The following is a 17,689-nucleotide window of genomic DNA, read 5'->3' as shown; positions in this document are numbered from 1 at the left end:
TAAATCTTCGTCAGCGGCTATTGAATCTTTCATTGGCCGCTATTAGTGAGTCGCTATTAGTGAGTCGCTATGAGTTAGCCGCTATGAGTTAGCCGCTATGAGTTAGCCGCTATGAGTGAGTCGCTCATCGGTGCCAATAATAAACAGCTTGCGGGATGGATTCTGAAATGGGCATCCTTTAAAATGAGGCGAATGCTGGCGAACGTTGCCAAACCAAGGAATACAATCAGATGAGCGATCTTACGCTACAACAAGAAAATGCACTCGCTACTTTTAAAAATACTTTGCACTTACCCAACAATGGATTCCATACGTTAATTCTTGATTTGAGCAAAGAGTACCATTTGCCTTTTCAAAAGGTTCGAACGGTTTTGTTGAAAAGCCAACGATCTATTGAGAAAAAAATCCGTGTCGAATTTGAGGCAGTCAGCCATCGCGAACTAACGAAAGAACATTGGCTTGAGTTAATCCACACCGCCTTACATGACTTAGCCCAACACAACACATCGGTGATGGAACTGCTTGCGGAAGATGCTCGTTATCAAAGCGCAAAAGCCGCTATGTTGATGCCCATCAAAACAGAAGATGAACGCGAAGTGATGCTAGAAAACTTATTCTGTGCCTACGAAAAAATCGTGTTCAAACCGTTAGCCGCGATGCTTCATACTAGCCCACTTTATTGGAAGTTGATGCGGGCTGAAGAGCTGTCGCAAATGACACCAACTCATCGAGATCACTTTACTGATTACCCGCAGTATATGGAAGCGGCAGCATGTTTATTCGAACTAGACAGCACCGTTCGCTCGATTGAGTTAGCCCAATAAGTCGCCTTTGCCCTAATTACCTTTGAGAAAACAATATGAGACATCTTACGACTATGGTGCACCCGAGTGTCGAGCACCTTGGTGATAAAATTATATTTAAGCGCAATGCGGCCAGAGCTATCGTCGTTGATGGTGAAGACATCTTGCTACTCTATACCGAGAGATACCATGATTACACGATTCCGGGTGGCGGATTAGACGATGGTGAGGATGTGATTGCGGGTATGGTCCGTGAATTAGAGGAAGAAACGGGGGCTCAAAATATCCATGCCATCAAGCCATTCGGCCTGGTTGAAGAGTTTCGACCTTGGTACAAAGATAACGCCGATGTGATGCACATGATCTCTTACTGCTACACCTGCAAAATCGATAGGCAGTTGGGCGACACTAACTACGAAGATTATGAAATTAAGAATGGCATGAAAGCGATGTGGGTTAATATTCACGATGCGATTGCTCATAACGAAAAGACCATCGCTGAAAGTGATAAAAAAGGCATGAGTATAGAGCGAGAGACTTTCCTGCTTCACTTAATTGCCAAAGAGATGATTTAATCGAAACACGGAAACACTGAAAGACAAATACGGGCATCCAAAAACAAGAAATCCGAGCGTTATCGGCTCGGATTTTAAAAACATTCACAACAAGGTCTTAAACCAATTAGCGTCAGCGACGGTTTAGTCAGAATCGGCTAATCAAGGCGTCTATTTTTTGCCTTGTGTCGATTGCTTATCTTCTTCAGTCAGTTCACGAATACGGCGGCTGATATCACGACGTGCTTTAGAGATTTCTGCACTCTTGATAATGTGGTCATCCACACGATCTTCATAGTCTGCTTTCATGTTTTTGATGATAGCAACGATTTCGTCGTGGCTCATGTCTGACTTAATGTAATCCATTAAGTTTTCTAGGAGATCGACACGCTTACGGTTATCGCGAACTTTCTTTTCGTTATCTAAAAGCTCACGTTTTAGTTTGTTCTTACGACGAGCTTGGTTTACGATTTCAAATACACTACTCATAGGTTCCTTTTCCCAATAATTAATGTTAACTACCAACGATTAAAGCACAAGAGCCCAAGACATAACAGTCTTTAGATCAATACCATTCAGATCTTGCCGAATAATTAGCCAACCACTGATGTACGCATTGTTTTCTTAGTTTGAATCACTATATTATGTCGTCCACAGAGAAGAGAACCGAACCCATGAACCCTTCAGACATCATTGTACCGATAGAGCTTCAAGTTCCATCTATAGAAGAAGCCCCTAACATTGACGAACTTCAACTCAATGACAGTGTTGAAGGCTCGCAAGCGTTATCGTATAAACTTCGAGATGCTTACCGTTCTGAACGTGAAAGGCTTGAAGTAACGGAAGTAGAATTAAACCGTTCTCGCATTTTTATGGTGGATAAAAATGGCAATATGAGAATCGTACCGCTAATGTCAGAACATTAGTGGTGTAAATTAGAGTCCAGAACAAGCGAAACTGAGAAGGATGATGAATATATGACGATCGAATTAACGCCAATAGAAGCTCGAATTATCGGCTGTCTGATTGAGAAAGAAGTAACCACACCTGATTATTATCCTCTCACGCTCAATAGTCTTACCACCGCGTGCAATCAAAAGAGTAATCGTGAGCCTGTTATGGCCGTTACCGATGCGGAGGTTCAAGACACCCTTGAAGCGTTGATTGCAAAACGTTTAGTGAGTGATGAAAGTGCGTTCAATAGCCGTACAAAAAAGTACATTCATCGTTTCTGTAATACCGAATTTGGTGATTTGAAGTTTACCGAACAAGAACGAGGCATCGTATGTTGTTTGCTTCTTCGTGGCGCACAAACACCCGGTGAGCTGAGAACCCGCACCAATCGATTGTGTCAGTTTTCAGATGTAAAAGAAGTGGAGTCGATTCTAGACGCCATGAGTCATCGTGATGCGGGTGCTTTGGTGGTGAAACTGCCAAGAGAACCGGGAAAGCGTGAATCACGTTACCAGCACCTATTCAGTGGCGACGTTGATATAGAAGCTTTAGCCGCTGCGATTCCAACACCCGTTGCCGGTAATTCAAGAGTTGAACAGTTGGAAGCGGAAGTTTCTGAATTGAAGCTTGAACTGAGCGATATGAAAAAAGACCTTGATGAAGTCAAAGCACTTCTAGAGAGTTTAACCAGTTAATGACTGGTTTTTCTGCCAAATCGGATGATTCGACAGTGAGTGCTAACTGGTATGTCTACTTAGTTAGGACTCCTAGTAACGCATTGTATTGTGGTATCACTACTGATGTTGATCGTCGCTTCCAGCAGCACTGCTCAGGAAAAGGGGCGAAAGCGCTCAAGGGGAAGTCACCTTTGAGCTTAGTTTGGAGTGATGTCGCAGGCATGAATCGCAGCGATGCTTCTAAAATAGAATATCGTTTAAAACGTATCCCAAAAGCGCAAAAAGAGTCCTTGGTTGCTGGCGATTTGTCATTGGATTTATTGTTGAAACCCCAATAAATGCAAAAATTCGGTGCAAGTTGTGAACATGTATTAACCTTATTTATGGGAACATAAAAAAGGTTGGTAAGGAAATGAAACAACTAACAAAATTATCAGTGGCGATAGGCTTAGTCATATTGGCAACAAATTCTTATGCTGCAACCTCTGTGGCTGATGCTCGAAGTAATGGTATGGGGAACACCGGTGTGAGCACCGCAGATTACCTTCTCGCGCCATTTCATAATCCAGCGCTGGCTGCGGTATACCGAGACAATGACTCCTTCGGAATTCTACTTCCAGCAGTATCGGGTAATGTTCGAGATACCGATAAGACCATCGATACTATCGATGACCTGCAAGACACGATCACAAAATATGAAGCGAACTCTTCTGACACTTCGACAATTGATGAGCTCAATACACATCTGAATACATTGTCAGGAAATAAGCCGATTGTCGCCAGTGGTGGCGTCGGTGCCGCGGTTGCTATTCCTTTGAATGCCTTATCGATGAATATTTTTGTTCGAGGTTATGCAGAAATACTGGCGCTTCCAGACATAGCGCCAGAATCGGCGGGTATCCCTACTCGATATGAAACCTCAACGGTGGACATGGTCGCATTTGGATACAGTGAGATAGGGGTGGCATTAGCAAAACGCTTTTCGTTCAACGGGCAGGACTTTGCGCTGGGCATTACGCCCAAATTTCAAGATATGACGACGTATAAGCAAGTGATCAGTGTTGAAGATTTTGATATCGGTGATTACGACCAAAGTGAAACATCGAAAAGTGCGTTCAATCTTGATCTCGGAGCCGTGTGGTTGTACAACCACTTTAGAGCGGCTATCGCTGTGAAAGATCTGATCTCTCAAGAGATTGATACCGTCGTTGCTGTTAATGGCTCTACTCAGTATAAATTAGATACCCAGGTAACCGTCTCTGGTGCGTATGCAATGGAGTACTTTGTCGCGACAATGGACTGGGATTTAACCGATCAATCGCGATTTAGCGGATACAACGACGATACGCAATTTCTTCGCTTTGGCGTGGAAGGAAATGCATTTGGGTGGGCGCAACTTCGAGCTGGCTACCAAGTCGATCTGGAAGACACGCTTGATGATTCTGTCACTGCAGGCATAGGAATAAGCCCAGGAGACTTAGTCAGTTTAGATTTTGCAGGGAATTATGCAGGTGACAACCAATATGGGCTATCAGCAAACCTAGCGTTTACGTTCTAGTCGTTGCTTTTAATCGTGTATTAGTTTGCGCTTTTTTGCTCTTGTCTGCGCTGAATGGCTTTTGCTTTTGCTTTCGAGAACGAGACGGTAAAAACTAACTCGTTGGATGGCCGGTCTATAATGGCTTTAGCGCTCTTACCTTCCGGGGAAAGAGCGCATAGAATAAGAATCCAAATAAGAAAATGATCTCAATGATGCCAAATATATCGCGTTTAATCACACTTGTTATTTTACTTCTACCCTCGACCACTGTTTACGCGCATTCCACACAAGAGCTGTCGGATTACTGGGGTTATTATGAGTTTTTAGAGGCGCACCCCTCCGAATACGCGCTAACGAATTCATTAGCGACGCTAGTCAGTGAATCGCCGAAAAAGCTGTCTGTCACTCAGGATCGTCCGGTGACTATTTCGATTATTTACCCCGGTGATCAGATTTCCGATTATTGGGTGCGAAATATCAAAGCCTTTGAATTGAGAATGAAAGAGCTAGGCATTAATTACCAATTAAAAAAGGTGGTGACGCGTATAAACAGCGATGTTCGACAACAAAATGAATCGCTAATGCAAGCGCTTAAAGATAAATCGGATTACTTAGTTTTTACTTTGTATACCGTTAGACACCGCAAGTTTATGGAGCATGTGTTGGGTTCGACGGACACTAAGTTGATTCTACAAAATATCACCACACCGGTTCGGTCTTGGGATGATAGGCAGCCTTTTATGTACGTAGGTTTTGATCATGCGAGAGGGACCAAGCTTTTAGAACAATATTTTAAGCAAAACATACCTGAAAAGAGCGCGTATTCAATGCTCTATTACTCAAAGGGATACATCAGTGATGCGCGAGGCGATACCTTTATTCAAGGGATGAGTCACCAAGGCAATTACACGCTTTCGTCCTCATTTTATACTCAGGCGACGAGAGAGTCAGGCTACCAATCGGCATTACGAGCACTGGACAATCAAAGTGATATTTCATTTATTTATGCCTGTTCAACTGATGTTGCATTAGGGGCGGCTGACGCATTGAAAGAGCTTGGCCGTGATGACGTTATTCTAAACGGTTGGGGAGGCGGCAGCGCAGAACTTAAAGCGATTGAGATGGGTGAGTTAGACGTAACTGTGATGCGAATGAACGACGATACGGGCATAGCCATGGCAGAGGCGATTAAACTCGATCTTGAAGGCGCTAAAGTCCCCGTTCTGTATTCTGGTGACTTTGAGGTCGTCACTTCAGACGATGTTGGTCAGCGTTTAGACGAGCTTAAACGTTATGCATTTAGGTATTCGGATTTAGAATGATATTTACACTGTCTTTGAGCAATAAATCGATAAACCTAGCGACACTTATTACTAGAACCGTCTTCTCGGTGATGGCTGCTGTCACGTTATTTGTTTTATTCCAAAACTCTCAGGCCACCTCGCGTGCAGTAGAGTCAGAAGTAGAAAGGACAAGACTCCAAACGAACAGTTTAGTCCAAACTCTATTTAACTTAGAACTGACATCGTTACGAACGCAGCAAGACAGCTACAGCAGAAATGAAACATTAATTAAGGCATTGCAAAGAGAGAATACGGATTTACTGGAACAATTCTTTGCCGATATTGATGAGTTTAACCCCCAACTCCCCCCCGATTTTCGTTACCTTACCATCCAAGATAAGATCTTTTGGGGGGATGAAAGCTACACTTTTTTTGGGATAGAAGATGATTCATTGACAGAGATGAGCCAAAGCATGAACCGAAGCGGAAATTGGTACCTCGTTAGGGCGTCGTCTTTGTTAGGTTCGAAGATATTGCTATTAAGACGAATCCCAATTGTCGATCTAAGTACGGGTGAAGTATTGGCGATGTATCATATCGGTATCGTTCTCAATAGTAATTACTCTTTAATGGATGCCATAAAGCAGGGAAGTAATTCAGACAATGCATTAATGGTGATGGATACGGAAGTGATCGCGTCAACCATTGGAAATGTGAATAGCGAATATGAAGATCATCATGTTCTTAGCAATTTCGCAGGCTTACCCACTTCAGGTCGCTATATTGTAGTAGCAACACCTTTGAGCATCAGTGGCACATCGACTTCTATTACCATTTATACCGTGCAGAGTCGGATATCTCCCGTTGAATTTAATTATCACTATAACTGGTGGGGTGGTGTCCTCATGGTGTTTATGTTCCTACTTGGTATCGTAACTTGGTACTGGTTAAATAAACGCGTCTCAGTAGAGCTGGATTCTTTAATGGATTATGCAGAAAGCTCTGCAGATAAAAGGGAGATCACACACTTTGTGGGCAGTAAAGTGAAAGAGTTTGATCTCATAGGAAATGCGTTAGAGCACTCTTTTAAACGTTTGACTGAACAAGAGAAGCAATTTGAGGATCTGTTTAACTTTTCTCTTTCTCCGATACTGTTTTGGAATGCACAAGGGGAGATAGTAAAAATAAACCCCGCCGGAGAAAAGTACTTTAATGCCAATAAAGTCGGCGATGGTACCCATCAAATCCTGGTTGACCAATTGTTTCCTAAAATAAAAATGGCGGCACAAGGCGCGACGCTGACAGGCGTTAATATCCCCATCGCAGAAAAGACGTTCCGTTGGAATTTATCGCCGATAAAAGTGAATGAACATGTCCAATGGATTATCACTCAGGGACAAGATATTACGAGCCTAATTAATGCGGAAAAACAGAGTGAAGCGGCGCGAGTTCAAGCGGAAGAGTTAGCACGACTACGAGCCGATTTTCTGGCAAAAATGAGCCATGAACTAAGGACCCCACTGAATGGCATATTGGGTGTGTCGCAGTTACTTAGAGGGTCTACGCTCGATCCGGTTATGCTAGAAAACATCAATGTATTGTGCAACAGCGGTGAGCATTTATTAGCTGTTCTTAATGACATTCTTGATTTCTCAAAAATAGAGCAAGGTAAATATAAGCTCAAGCGTTCTGATTTTGCATCAATGGAAATATCCAACACCATAGAGAAAATATTTTATCCCTTGTGCCAAGAAAAGGGTGTGGAGTTCATCGTAGAAACAGACTTTGAGCAAAGTGACATCATTGCTACTGACCAAGTTCGATTGAATCAAATTTTATTTAATCTAGTCGGTAATGCCATCAAGTTTACTCACGCAGGTTCCGTCAAAGTAAGCATTACTCACACTGATATTACTCACACTGACCCGATTCACACTGGCATCAGTCACACCGACAATAATCTAGGCATACTCTTACACATCAGAGTCTCTGACACGGGGATAGGCATTGATGCGTCGCTTTTAGAACGTATCTTTGACCCCTTTGTGCAGGCAAGCTCATCCATATCTCGCGAATACGGTGGGAGTGGCCTAGGCCTGACGATTACCAAAAGTCTGATTGAATTGCTTGATGGGCGATATGAGATTGATAGTGATCTAGGGCGAGGCACCACGTTCTCAATTGATATTCCGGTTCAAAGAGTGAACGGTGAGGTGTCGACTACAACAGACAATCTTGGAGAAACAGAAACCGCACCAGCAGAGTTGTTTGATCGGTCACTTGACGTATTACTCGTTGAAGATAACCATACCAACGCATTTATCGCTCGGGCGTTTTGTGAAAAATACGGTATGAATATTACTTGGGTGAAAGATGGCCAAGCGGCCATAGATGAGGTTAAAAATCGACGATACGATTTGGTACTTATGGATAATCAATTACCTAAGTTTAGTGGAATAGAAGCGACTCGAATCATTAGGGAAGAATTGCAGAGCAAGGTGGCAATTTTCGCGTGTACAGCGGATGGCATGCTCGACACGAAACAAGAGTTTTTGGATAAGGGCGCGGATTACATCATTGTAAAACCGATTAAGCAAAATGAACTCTACCAAGCTTTTGTTTACTTAAAAGAAGAGTGCCTGAGCGAGCACCATCGGCATCGATAAGGTAGCATCAGCCGGTTTATAAAGCGTTTGAGAGCACGGCCAGTTCTAGTATTTTGTTTCTAATGCTGTCGTTCATTTCGATGGGAGCGCTGAATCGTATCCCGATTTTATGCCCCTCTTTTTGCTTTTGAATATTCGCAATAGTATATTTAATATTTTTATCAAGTAACTCAGTGACTTCGGATTGCACCTCGATCACGCTGCTTAATGTGAGCTCATTTTCGCCGGCAAGAAACAGGGCACAGCCTGATACTGAAATATCCAATAAATGACCCTGGTAGGTTTTGGTTTCCTCGGTGATAACCGCGGGTATATCAAAAGAAAAGCGCTCATGGGTGCGAGTCGGTTTTGAAATAAAATGCTTAGGCTGTCGTAAAAATATAGCATGTACAGGGCGAGATATTTTACTCAGTATCCGCGTTTTAAATGCGATCACATGACCCAATTTGGTATGGCAGATACCTCGAATAATGATCGAAGTATTGTCAATTTTCCTCATCAATAACGCTTCTTTAGCCTTTGTGGGCATATCGATCACGATATAGTGTTCACTCTTGTGTCCAATGATATGCGTCGCAAACGATAAGGTGTCGTTAGGGCCAAACTCGATAACGGCCGAAAGCTTTAGCCCAGGGACAAGTAAAGGGTACAGGTCAGTGATGGAGTTTGAGCGAGGCTTCATAAGTAAAAATAAATGACAAGTGATGATTTAAATTATACACATCGTATTTTGAGATCGCTGTGAAATATCGCCCTAAGATTAAGAATCGAGAAGACGGTAACAGTTCGAGCCACTGTTTGACCGGCTCGCTTAATGTTATAAAAGCTTAAAATTCAAAAGCTACCGAGCCAACTTGTGATGGGCCCTGGAAAAATGACCCGCACAAAAAGCACCCACGATAGAAAGCTCTCCGGCTAAACACAATACGGCTGCGACTTCAGCGAGTGCTTGAGATTTACCGGTACCATGTAACCCTAATATATCAAGGCAGGCTTTTTGACTGGGTAAGCTGGTCCCTCCACCCACCGTCCCAACCATAATATTAGGCAGAGTGACACTGGCATAAAGCCCACCGTGTTTATTGAGCTCCATTCTCGTCATGCCTACCGCAGATTCACCTACACAGGCTGCATCTTGACCGCAAGCGATATAGAGCGCAGCCAGTGCATTGGCATAATGAGCGTTAATGCCTATGGTGCCACTTAGCGCTCCACCGACGGTTGTCATTTGCCCAAATTGCATCATTTTTTCAGGGGTGGTGTGCAAATATTTTTTTATCAGTTCTTTTGAGAGGTGTACCTCTGCCGTTACTTTTTTACCCCTTACGCTACGTAGAGAATGCGCATTCGGTTTTTTGTCGCCAGATAAATTGCCGTCTAAGAAAGCGTACTCTGGCTCAACGGGTGTTACCGATAAAATATGCTCGAAGACGGCGTTGGTGGCGATGGTCACCATGTTTTGCCCAGAAGCGTCACCGGTCAAAAACTCGAAGACTAAGTAAACGTGGTTGCCTTCAATGTTCACACTTATATCAGTCAGCTTTCCATGAGATGTGGTTGCCTGAGCCAGTTGTTTAAAGTGGTCGTATTGCGTGGTGATCCAAGCAACAAATTCACCCGCCTGTTGCAAATTGTAAAACGCAAAACCCGGAGTGCGAGTGACGCCTTCATTCAGTAGCATGGCGCTGGCTCCGCCGGCCGCGGTAATGAGCTGCGAACCACGATGATAAGAGGCGACTAATGCGGCTTCGGTGGTAGCAAGGGGCACCAGAAAATCATCGCGAGCAAACAGACCGTTAACTCGTAAGGGGCCTGCAATACCCACAGGGACTTTGACTGTGCCAATAAAATGCTCAATATTTTTCGCATAAACGTCTTTTTGCTCTAACGTTGACGCATCAAGAAGTTGCACTTGATCCGTCATAGAGCTCAGTTTTTGCCATCGCTTATCGAGATTTTTGTCCGTAAGATATGGGCTAGGCGTTAGCCGAAGTGAAGGCTTAGCGAGATTAGGCTTAAAAATGTGCTCTAAGTTAAAGGCGTTTTCGTCGCCATACAGAACGGAAACGTAATCACGTCGGTGTAAATGTAATTTAGGCATAGACAGTCGAATCTTATAATTTTCAGAGATTCTACTGTGAAAGCAAATAAACTCAAGGCTGATAGACGCTTCACGCTAAAAAGTCATCACTAAATATGTATATCAAGCAACGTTCCGATCATCTCTTGATCTCTTTGCAACATATTAGTCCCAATTTTACTGTACTGGGTTGCTTGGTTCAGTTTGATTAAAGGTTCTGTATAGGATGCGACGTATTCATGTTTAGGTGCGTCAAAGATGACTTCATTGAATTTTAAACCATCTTTGTCAATGGGTGACGTTGGTTCAATCGAGGTAGATAGAGAAGGTTGGGCGGGGAGGGCTTGGATTTCTTGCGCGGCTTCTTCAGCCATCTTAGATGACTGTTCAATAATTGGGTATCCAGACTGTACACTCGAAATTGACATAGGGCCCCCTCTGCTAATAAAAGCTTAAGTCCTATTTGCAATTTCTGCAAGTTGTGCTAACCAGATTGAGCTAATTACGAAAAAAGGCTAGAAATGAGGTTGAGTTCTTCTTCAGTGACCAACTTAGCCATATTACTCCCAAGGCTATTTTGAATTTCACTTAACAGGCTTTTCAGTTGCTGTGGTGTCAATAAATGCAACTGAGTTTTCAATTGCTCAAAGTTCGATGGTGTCATAAACAATCCCCTAGTGGACTTTTTATTGCGGCTTCTATTTCGTCTATTAATGAGATAGTAAATAACGGGGCAGCAATAATGTCCGAATAACGTAAGTATTCTGTTATGTGGTTGTTTATTGAGCAACCTATTGCATTGTTTTAAATCCTTTATCCAGGTTCACACAGGACTCTTGGCACTGTTACTTTCTTTGCTTTTGACTCGAACCGCCAGTTTGCTCGCCAGAGAGTGTAGCTCAGGAATCATTCGATAAACCAAATGCAATTGCTGCAACACCATCCTAGCGGATTTATCGTCATCTTCTCGCCATTCATTGAGTCGTCGGGTTAAGTCCAAATCGTCAATCAATGTGAGGTCACAACGCTCACATTGGTCAAACAACTGCTGATGAATCAAATTAAGATGTTTATGGACAACACTGTGCGTGTCTAAGATCAATTGGTGAACCGTCATATCGTCGATTCTGGTTCTATGTGCGCCTAACGCTGAAATGTAGCTCAACAGGGCATGGTTCAAGGTTAAAAAACGGAAACTTTCATCCACCAATGTTTGATACTTTCCAGGCTCAGAAAGCATGGCACTGATTGCGTAGGTTAAGTTTGCGTCGTCGTCGTGAGCTTGCCTACGCGCCATTCGATAATTAAGCGTGTCTTTCTTACCGATTCGATATTGTGCGATGACTTGCCCTAAGTACGCATTATTAGAATCGACGGCACTGGCCATGACTTTATGTAATCGTCTTGATTGCCACTCAGGAAAAATAAACATCACAGCAGCGACCGCGAGTGTACAGCCTATCAGCGTATCGGTCAGTCGCGGTAAAAGGACAGCATACCCTTCGCCCAATTGATTAAAACAAAACAATACCAGCAGAGTGATAAACCCTGTCGCAAAGCTGTAGTTGTTGATACGAAAGGCAAAGAACATCACACCCGATATAATAATCAGTACCAATTGGCTCGCTTGAGAGGGAAACAACGCTAATAAGGGAGCACCAATTAACAGGCCTGCAATCGTACCCACAACGCGAGAGGTGAGTTTTTGTTTGGTGGCGCTGTAGTTGGGCTGGCACACAAACAAAGTGGTCAGTAATATCCAATACCCTCGATCAAGATCAAAGGCTTGCAGTATCGCGTAACCGACCGTTAACGCGAGCGAGAGCCTAACCGCATGCTTGAATAAGAGAGAGTCAGTACTAAAGTTGCTTTTTATTCGCAGCCACATACTTTTCAACGTATGGGCGTCCGTATCAAAAAGGCTGTCTTCTTCAAGTTGGTTCACATCTGGAGAACTCACATGGTTCAGCTGCTTTTCAACGGTAGCCAGGTTATTAAATAGATAGCCAAGCTGGGCAAGAGATACGCGAGACTTCCCTTTTTCGTCTTGCTCAAGATAAGTTAGGGATTCTTTCAGTTCGTCTAGTGCAATGATCGATTCACTCGAATGTTGATAAGGTGTCCCTAAGCGGATCGATTGAGCGATGTCTCGACATGCATTCGCTTGGGCTTGAAGTACATGTTTAAAACGAAACATAACATCGGAACGTTGGAAATCTTGCGCTAATTCCTGGTAACGATAGTGGCTAGAGCTGGCGCGTTCATGAATGTCTTGCGCTAAAAAGTAGATGCTAAAGAAGCGACTGTTTCGGTTGTCCATTCTTCCACGTTTTGAGCGTGTTAATAGTGTTGATTTACTTTGATTGAGTGCGGTTACCGTGGTTGCGTTGAGTTTTGCTTCCGCAATACGATGGGGTTGAGGAATCAGGTTTGATACGGGGTGAAATAGATTACTCTTAGACTCAAGGTAGTTGGCTAGCTGTAAGAAAACGTTGGCTAAACTTTGCTGAACGGGCTGCATCGGCCAGAAAGAGTGCCACACCATAGACATGAAAAAATACCAAGCCGCGCCAGTTAGTAGTAATAAGGGCTGAAACCAGATATTGGTACTGGTGTGCGCACCTAGCATCGCATAAATAGCGATAAGCAGGGAACCAAAGGCAATACTTGCGTATCTAGGACCAATTGCTCCAAGCATAATGAAGCCAAAAGTAGAGAAGGTTAGGCCTACCGCAAACAGGATTGGGTTTTGAAATAACACCTCAATTGAAATCGCCGCAAAGGCAAAACAACACAGGGTTAACACTGAGAATTTAAGTCGGCCTGTGAATGAGCTGTCGTTTTCCGAGATAGCGGCTGCGATAATACCAAGAATCAAAGGAATAATAAGAGAATTGAGTTGGTAATACCAAGTGGGAACCACAACACCAAGTAAGGTCACCAAAATGAGTAGGCTATAGTTGATGGTTTTATTTGCCCAATAAAGGCGAATCTGATTGGTCAATGACACGAGCGCAAGCTTTAAAGTGTAAAACAGCAGTGTAGCAGATTTTTATAAAAAGGCGCTAACCTTATGAGGTAAATAGAAAAACATTAAAGCGTTTGGAATGAAATTAAACAAATGGGGCGAGTAAAACGTCAAATTTTGACATTAATATATCACTTAGGCAGATGGCTGTAATATACTCATTCTACAGCAATTTTGGACCAATCTTTAATGCAATTAGCCGCCAGCAGAACCGCCCAGTATTTGATTCAAACTGAATACCACCAGGTCGAACTTCAATCAACACTGTTGATCCTCTCCTCTCAGTTGGAAGAAGAACACATTCCTTTCCATGTGTGGAATGGCGAAGTCACCTTAAAGCGCGGTTTGTTATGGGGAAGTATTCAGTTTTTTGCGCATGAAGAGTCTGGTGAGCAACAGTCTTGGTTGGTACAAGGTTTACCATGGGAAGAATGCAGAGAATTTGTACGCCACGCGATAGCAAGTTATCAGAGGTGGCATCACGATCAATGTGAGCAACTGAATCAAATTCTGCCGAATTGGGAAAAAGAATTGAAGAGGTTAACCAACCTTCCTTCTTTCTTGTCTCACTCCAAAGTGGCCGCCTGGTCTGAAAAGGTACTCAAGGGTTTTTCAGATATAGACATGACTCTGGAAGAAGCCACACAAAGAATGCCAAATCGAATGAAGGCTCTAGAACCTTGGTTGTTAGAGCCAGAATCGACGTTGCTGTCGCGCAATGATCAGTGGCTAGAAACCGAACGCTTAAACTGGGGGGTACTGTTTAGTCAGTTAGAATCTTCTCCTTTGAATGTATCCCAACAAAAAGCGGTATTATTGAACGATGATCATAACTTAATATTGGCTGGAGCAGGCTCAGGTAAAACCAGCGTCTTAACAGCGCGAGTCGCGTATTTGTTGCAAAGCCATATTGCACAGCCCGAAGAGTTACTGTTGCTGGCCTTTGGTCGAAAAGCCGCCAGTGAAATGAGCCAACGAATCACGGATAAAATTGGCTTAGCTGGTGATCAGGTTAAAGTCAGTACTTTTCATAAGCTTGGATTACACATCATTAATGAGGTGGAAAATCAGCGAGTAGAGGTGTCGCCGATTGCCGTTGATACCAAACAACGAGAAGCCTGGTGTATTGACTGGCTCAAAAAACATTGGATGACCCCTACCAATTTCAAACGCTGGCAAAAACACCTTTCCACATGGCCGATTGCTTATTTGGCCGGCGACGATGAGCTAGGTAGCCACGTAGAAAACCCAAAATTGATTGCCTGGCTTGAAAAGCAACTTACCCAACTTTCTGCCAGTGGCTTAACCAAAAAGCAGATCCAAGAAAAACTCATTTCTCACCGAGACTATACGCGCTTAAATAGCGAGATAGGATTGGTTTGGCCATGTTATCAGGCGTGGCAACAGATGCTCAAAGAACAAAATCAAATTGATTTCAATATGATGATACGCCGTGCTACCCAATACGTAGTGACGAACAAGTTCAAGAGCCAGTGGCGTTACATTATGATTGATGAGTACCAAGATATTTCGCCGGATCGCTTGGCGCTCATTGAAGCACTTTGTCATCAGCCTCGAAATGTCCAAGAACGTGAATGTGTTCTTTTTGCCGTAGGCGATGATTGGCAGTCTATCTATCAGTTTGCGGGCTCAGACGTAGACTTGACGACGGGGTTTGAGGCGCGTTTTCCGCACTCAACGGTGCATTATCTGGACACAACGTATCGATTTAATAGCCAAATTGGCGCGGTAGCGAACCGATTTATTCTACAGAACCCGGCTCAAATGGATAAAACGTTATCCAGCCATAAAGAGATCAAGCAAAAGTCGGTGTATTTGGCGTCCATGAATCGTATTGAAAAAACACTCGATCAGCTGAATAGGCAAGCCAAGAGCAAGAAAACCGTCTTGTTATTGGGGCGAAATCACTACCACAGACCTGAATTATTAGAAGAGTGGAAAAAACAGTATCGGTCACTCGAACTTGAATTTATGACCTGCCATGCGAGTAAAGGTAAAGAAGCTGACTTTGTGATGATATTGGCCGTCGATGAAGGGCAGTTTCCTACTAAAGTGAAATCTCTCCATTTGAACGGCGCATTGACCGAATCTAGAGATTCTTTTGCTTATGCGGAAGAAAGGCGGTTATTTTATGTCGCAATGACCAGAGCCAAAGAAAAGGTTTGGATCTTCCACACCGGAAATGGCTCGGGGTTTGTTCAAGAGCTTTCCGGTTCCGATTACCCTGTAGTGAAGCAAAAATAGCGCCGGTGATCTCCTCGTGACCTCTTCAAGGGAAAGACCTGCAATAAAAAACAGCGCCTATTAAAGAGGCGCTGTTAACCAAGAACGAGCTTATTTTCCTTGTTTATTTTCCTTGTTTATTGACACTAGCCTGTAAAAACCGCCTGTAGATAACCGCTTGTAGATAACCGTCTTCGGCTTTACGTCGACATTTTTAGCGGCCATGCTATGTGTTAAGTACGGCTTGCTAAGTAAGCCTCGTAATCGGGAATTTCAATCTCAACTTCTTGCTCTAATAGAGGTGACTCGATTAGGAAATTAGCCGTTGCTCTGTTGGTTGCCACAGGAATGTTCCATACACTGGCAATACGCAGAAGCGCTTTCACATCTGGATCATGCGGCACGGCATTGAGTGGATCCCAGAAGAAGATCAACACATCAATTTTCCCTTCTGAAATGAGTGCCCCAAGCTGCTGATCACCACCCATTGGGCCGCTTATCAAACTCTTGATTGCGAGCCCAGTTTGCTTACTGAGCATATGCCCTGTGGTGCCAGTGGCATAAAGAAAATGACCCTGAAGTTTTTCCTTATTCTCAATTACCCAGCGAAGGAGCTCTGGCTTGTAGTGGTCATGAGCGACTAAAGCGACATTTTTATGCGCTGGCATAGTGCGAGTTGTTTTTTCCATGTAGGGTTCCTTAGTAATTATTATCTCTATCATTATGAAAACCTAGTGGTTAATCAATAGGGCGTACCGAAAAAGTAGGTCTATAACCAGAAGGAGAGAGAGAATTTAAAATTGAGTCAGCCTGAAAGTCCGAACTTGTAATGGCTTGGATGGCAGGGGCTTCATTAGGCGTATAGGGTTTGTGACTCAAGAAATGGTATGCCTGTTGGACAGATAATCGACCTTGCATCACCATTTGGTCTGTCGGAGCAAACTCGACTCTTCCGCGTACAATGCCACGATACACGCCGTGACTTAAGTAGGTCGAGACTAATTTGATTTGATCGGTCTTGCCCATGATTCTTATTTCTGAAATGGCGGCTTCAATGGCGACCGCGCTACCAACAAGATAATCAAGATCGTTATGTTCAATGAGCGCCTGCACCAAGTTCCTCTGAAGCTCTTTGTCGTTGTCCGCCCATTGGGTTTCAACAATATTGATATCACTGCCTTCGATAGCATCAATAAACCCTTGAATGACGGGCTTAGTTCCCCCACTGGAAACGGGACCAGGAAGAAGCGCAATAGTAACCTTGCCTGACCCCGCAGGGTGCTTCTTTAAAAGGTAATGTCCGGTTGAATGCCCCATCCAATACCAGTCGACGCCAACCGTGCCTTTTAACAAAGGGAGATTTTCATCATTGAGTTCAAGGTGATTAACGGTAGCAAAAATGGGGATTGTGCCCGTCAGTTGAAACAAATCATCACGGTACAAACTCGGCGCGACCGTACCTAGAATAATGGCGTCGGCGCTCCAATTAACACAGTCTTTTAATTGTTGCTTTTGTTTGTCTTTGTTTGGGTAGCCCCCTGATTCGAGAACCTTAAGGTTGATGGGTAGATTCTTAGCCTCGTCTACCATGCCATAATTGATGGAAAGCCAATACGAGTCTTTAAGATGAGGATATACCGCACAAATCTTATAGGGTTTGTTCTCTTCAGTTTGCTCTGTTTGGGCGAATAGCTGTGTTGGGAAAAGAGTGAAGGAGATACTGGCAATGGATAACAGAGTGACAAGCACAGAAGTGGCAGCCCCAGTCATTTTCGACATAGACCTCGTAGGCATAGACCTTGTAGGCATAGACTTTGTAGACATAGAACGTCTGTACATAGGTTTATTCGTTGGCATCTT

Annotated in this window: 17 protein-coding genes; 9 read left to right on the top strand and 8 right to left on the bottom strand. The window is 43.6% G+C overall.

Annotated features, from left to right (window positions below; translation table 11 throughout):
* Positions 1 to 230 precede the first annotated feature (230 nt).
* Both QF117_RS05130 and QF117_RS05125 read left to right on the top strand, forming a co-directional pair.
* Positions 231 to 824 carry a hypothetical protein gene (locus QF117_RS05130; RefSeq protein ID WP_282385125.1) on the top strand — a complete coding sequence of 198 codons (594 nt, stop codon included), beginning with the start codon at positions 231 to 233 and terminating at the stop codon, positions 822 to 824.
* A 35-nt stretch (positions 825 to 859) separates the two neighbouring features.
* On the top strand, positions 860 to 1,378 hold the full coding sequence (locus QF117_RS05125) for an NUDIX hydrolase (RefSeq protein WP_282385123.1): 519 nt from the start codon (positions 860 to 862) through the stop codon (positions 1,376 to 1,378).
* 150 nt (positions 1,379 to 1,528) lie between these two features.
* Here QF117_RS05125 and QF117_RS05120 read toward each other — a convergent pair whose 3' ends face one another.
* On the bottom strand, positions 1,529 to 1,846 hold the full coding sequence (locus tag QF117_RS05120; RefSeq protein ID WP_017033709.1) for a DUF496 family protein: 318 nt from the start codon (positions 1,844 to 1,846) through the stop codon (positions 1,529 to 1,531).
* Between the two features lie 185 nt (positions 1,847 to 2,031).
* Between QF117_RS05120 and QF117_RS05115 the strand changes: the two genes are divergently transcribed.
* The 6 genes from QF117_RS05115 to QF117_RS05090 all read left to right on the top strand — a co-directional run bounded on the left by QF117_RS05115 (position 2,032) and on the right by QF117_RS05090 (position 8,477).
* Positions 2,032 to 2,283, top strand: a complete 252-nt coding sequence (locus QF117_RS05115) for a hypothetical protein (protein WP_282385121.1) — start codon at positions 2,032 to 2,034, stop codon at positions 2,281 to 2,283.
* Positions 2,284 to 2,334: 51 nt separating this feature from the next.
* A complete protein-coding gene (locus QF117_RS05110) occupies positions 2,335 to 3,006 on the top strand; it encodes a YceH family protein (protein WP_282385119.1) in 672 nt (223 codons plus the stop codon).
* Positions 3,006 to 3,326 carry a GIY-YIG nuclease family protein gene (locus tag QF117_RS05105; protein WP_282385118.1) on the top strand — a complete coding sequence of 107 codons (321 nt, stop codon included), beginning with the start codon at positions 3,006 to 3,008 and terminating at the stop codon, positions 3,324 to 3,326. Before QF117_RS05110 ends, QF117_RS05105 begins: the two co-directional genes overlap by 1 nt.
* Positions 3,327 to 3,400: 74 nt before the next feature.
* Positions 3,401 to 4,546: a conjugal transfer protein TraF gene (locus QF117_RS05100; RefSeq protein WP_282385117.1), complete on the top strand. Its 1,146-nt coding sequence runs from the start codon at positions 3,401 to 3,403 to the stop codon at positions 4,544 to 4,546.
* A gap of 182 nt (positions 4,547 to 4,728) precedes the next feature.
* Positions 4,729 to 5,850 carry a substrate-binding domain-containing protein gene (locus tag QF117_RS05095; RefSeq protein ID WP_017039652.1) on the top strand — a complete coding sequence of 374 codons (1,122 nt, stop codon included), beginning with the start codon at positions 4,729 to 4,731 and terminating at the stop codon, positions 5,848 to 5,850.
* Positions 5,847 to 8,477, top strand: a complete 2,631-nt coding sequence (locus tag QF117_RS05090; protein ID WP_282385114.1) for a LuxQ periplasmic sensor domain-containing protein — start codon at positions 5,847 to 5,849, stop codon at positions 8,475 to 8,477. The genes QF117_RS05095 and QF117_RS05090 overlap by 4 nt, the downstream gene beginning before the upstream one ends.
* Before the next feature lie 16 nt (positions 8,478 to 8,493).
* Here the strand turns inward: QF117_RS05090 and QF117_RS05085 are convergent, their stop codons facing one another.
* The 5 genes from QF117_RS05085 to yccS form a co-directional block, all read right to left on the bottom strand.
* Positions 8,494 to 9,159 carry a flagellar brake protein gene (locus QF117_RS05085; RefSeq protein ID WP_282385112.1) on the bottom strand — a complete coding sequence of 222 codons (666 nt, stop codon included), beginning with the start codon at positions 9,157 to 9,159 and terminating at the stop codon, positions 8,494 to 8,496.
* A 159-nt stretch (positions 9,160 to 9,318) separates the two neighbouring features.
* On the bottom strand, positions 9,319 to 10,578 hold the full coding sequence (locus QF117_RS05080; RefSeq protein ID WP_282385111.1) for a hydroxymethylglutaryl-CoA reductase: 1,260 nt from the start codon (positions 10,576 to 10,578) through the stop codon (positions 9,319 to 9,321).
* 89 nt (positions 10,579 to 10,667) lie between these two features.
* Positions 10,668 to 10,985 carry a hypothetical protein gene (locus QF117_RS05075; RefSeq protein WP_282385109.1) on the bottom strand — a complete coding sequence of 106 codons (318 nt, stop codon included), beginning with the start codon at positions 10,983 to 10,985 and terminating at the stop codon, positions 10,668 to 10,670.
* 74 nt (positions 10,986 to 11,059) lie between these two features.
* Positions 11,060 to 11,221 (bottom strand): hypothetical protein, encoded by a 162-nt coding sequence (locus tag QF117_RS05070; RefSeq protein ID WP_282385108.1) that lies wholly within the window; start codon positions 11,219 to 11,221, stop codon positions 11,060 to 11,062.
* Positions 11,222 to 11,380: 159 nt separating this feature from the next.
* A complete protein-coding gene (gene yccS, locus QF117_RS05065; protein WP_282385106.1) occupies positions 11,381 to 13,567 on the bottom strand; it encodes a YccS family putative transporter in 2,187 nt (728 codons plus the stop codon).
* A gap of 207 nt (positions 13,568 to 13,774) precedes the next feature.
* Here yccS and helD point away from each other — a divergent pair, with 207 nt between their 5' ends.
* The gene (gene helD, locus QF117_RS05060) at positions 13,775 to 15,850 is read left to right on the top strand and encodes a DNA helicase IV (protein WP_282385105.1); all 2,076 of its coding nucleotides are present in this window, start codon (positions 13,775 to 13,777) and stop codon (positions 15,848 to 15,850) included.
* A gap of 212 nt (positions 15,851 to 16,062) precedes the next feature.
* Here the strand turns inward: helD and QF117_RS05055 are convergent, their stop codons facing one another.
* Both QF117_RS05055 and torT read right to left on the bottom strand, forming a co-directional pair.
* Complete coding sequence (locus QF117_RS05055) at positions 16,063 to 16,518, bottom strand: methylglyoxal synthase (RefSeq protein ID WP_017033696.1); 456 nt, start codon at positions 16,516 to 16,518, stop codon at positions 16,063 to 16,065.
* Positions 16,519 to 16,567: 49 nt separating this feature from the next.
* Positions 16,568 to 17,668, bottom strand: coding sequence for a TMAO reductase system periplasmic protein TorT (torT, locus tag QF117_RS05050; protein WP_282385103.1), 1,101 nt, complete (start codon positions 17,666 to 17,668; stop codon positions 16,568 to 16,570).
* Between the last annotated feature and the right edge of the window lie 21 nt (positions 17,669 to 17,689).

The sequence above is a fragment of the Vibrio sp. YMD68 genome, assembly GCF_029958905.1.
In the GTDB taxonomy this organism is placed as follows: Bacteria; Pseudomonadota; Gammaproteobacteria; order Enterobacterales; family Vibrionaceae; genus Vibrio.
The sequence above is the reverse complement of the archived record's forward strand: the minus strand, read 5'-3'. Positions and strand labels throughout refer to the sequence as shown.

What these genes read in the sequence shown, in the direction of transcription:
- QF117_RS05130 (WP_282385125.1), top strand. Translation starts at nt 231, where the DNA reads ATGAGCGATCTTACGCTACAACAAGAAAATGCACTCGCTACTTTTAAA.
- QF117_RS05125 (WP_282385123.1), top strand. Translation starts at nt 860, where the DNA reads ATGAGACATCTTACGACTATGGTGCACCCGAGTGTCGAGCACCTTGGT.
- QF117_RS05120 (WP_017033709.1), bottom strand. Translation starts at nt 1,846, where the DNA reads ATGAGTAGTGTATTTGAAATCGTAAACCAAGCTCGTCGTAAGAACAAA.
- QF117_RS05115 (WP_282385121.1), top strand. Translation starts at nt 2,032, where the DNA reads ATGAACCCTTCAGACATCATTGTACCGATAGAGCTTCAAGTTCCATCT.
- QF117_RS05110 (WP_282385119.1), top strand. Translation starts at nt 2,335, where the DNA reads ATGACGATCGAATTAACGCCAATAGAAGCTCGAATTATCGGCTGTCTG.
- QF117_RS05105 (WP_282385118.1), top strand. Translation starts at nt 3,006, where the DNA reads ATGACTGGTTTTTCTGCCAAATCGGATGATTCGACAGTGAGTGCTAAC.
- QF117_RS05100 (WP_282385117.1), top strand. Translation starts at nt 3,401, where the DNA reads ATGAAACAACTAACAAAATTATCAGTGGCGATAGGCTTAGTCATATTG.
- QF117_RS05095 (WP_017039652.1), top strand. Translation starts at nt 4,729, where the DNA reads ATGATCTCAATGATGCCAAATATATCGCGTTTAATCACACTTGTTATT.
- QF117_RS05090 (WP_282385114.1), top strand. Translation starts at nt 5,847, where the DNA reads ATGATATTTACACTGTCTTTGAGCAATAAATCGATAAACCTAGCGACA.
- QF117_RS05085 (WP_282385112.1), bottom strand. Translation starts at nt 9,159, where the DNA reads ATGAAGCCTCGCTCAAACTCCATCACTGACCTGTACCCTTTACTTGTC.
- QF117_RS05080 (WP_282385111.1), bottom strand. Translation starts at nt 10,578, where the DNA reads ATGCCTAAATTACATTTACACCGACGTGATTACGTTTCCGTTCTGTAT.
- QF117_RS05075 (WP_282385109.1), bottom strand. Translation starts at nt 10,985, where the DNA reads ATGTCAATTTCGAGTGTACAGTCTGGATACCCAATTATTGAACAGTCA.
- QF117_RS05070 (WP_282385108.1), bottom strand. Translation starts at nt 11,221, where the DNA reads ATGACACCATCGAACTTTGAGCAATTGAAAACTCAGTTGCATTTATTG.
- helD (WP_282385105.1), top strand. Translation starts at nt 13,775, where the DNA reads ATGCAATTAGCCGCCAGCAGAACCGCCCAGTATTTGATTCAAACTGAA.
- QF117_RS05055 (WP_017033696.1), bottom strand. Translation starts at nt 16,518, where the DNA reads ATGGAAAAAACAACTCGCACTATGCCAGCGCATAAAAATGTCGCTTTA.
- torT (WP_282385103.1), bottom strand. Translation starts at nt 17,668, where the DNA reads ATGTACAGACGTTCTATGTCTACAAAGTCTATGCCTACAAGGTCTATG.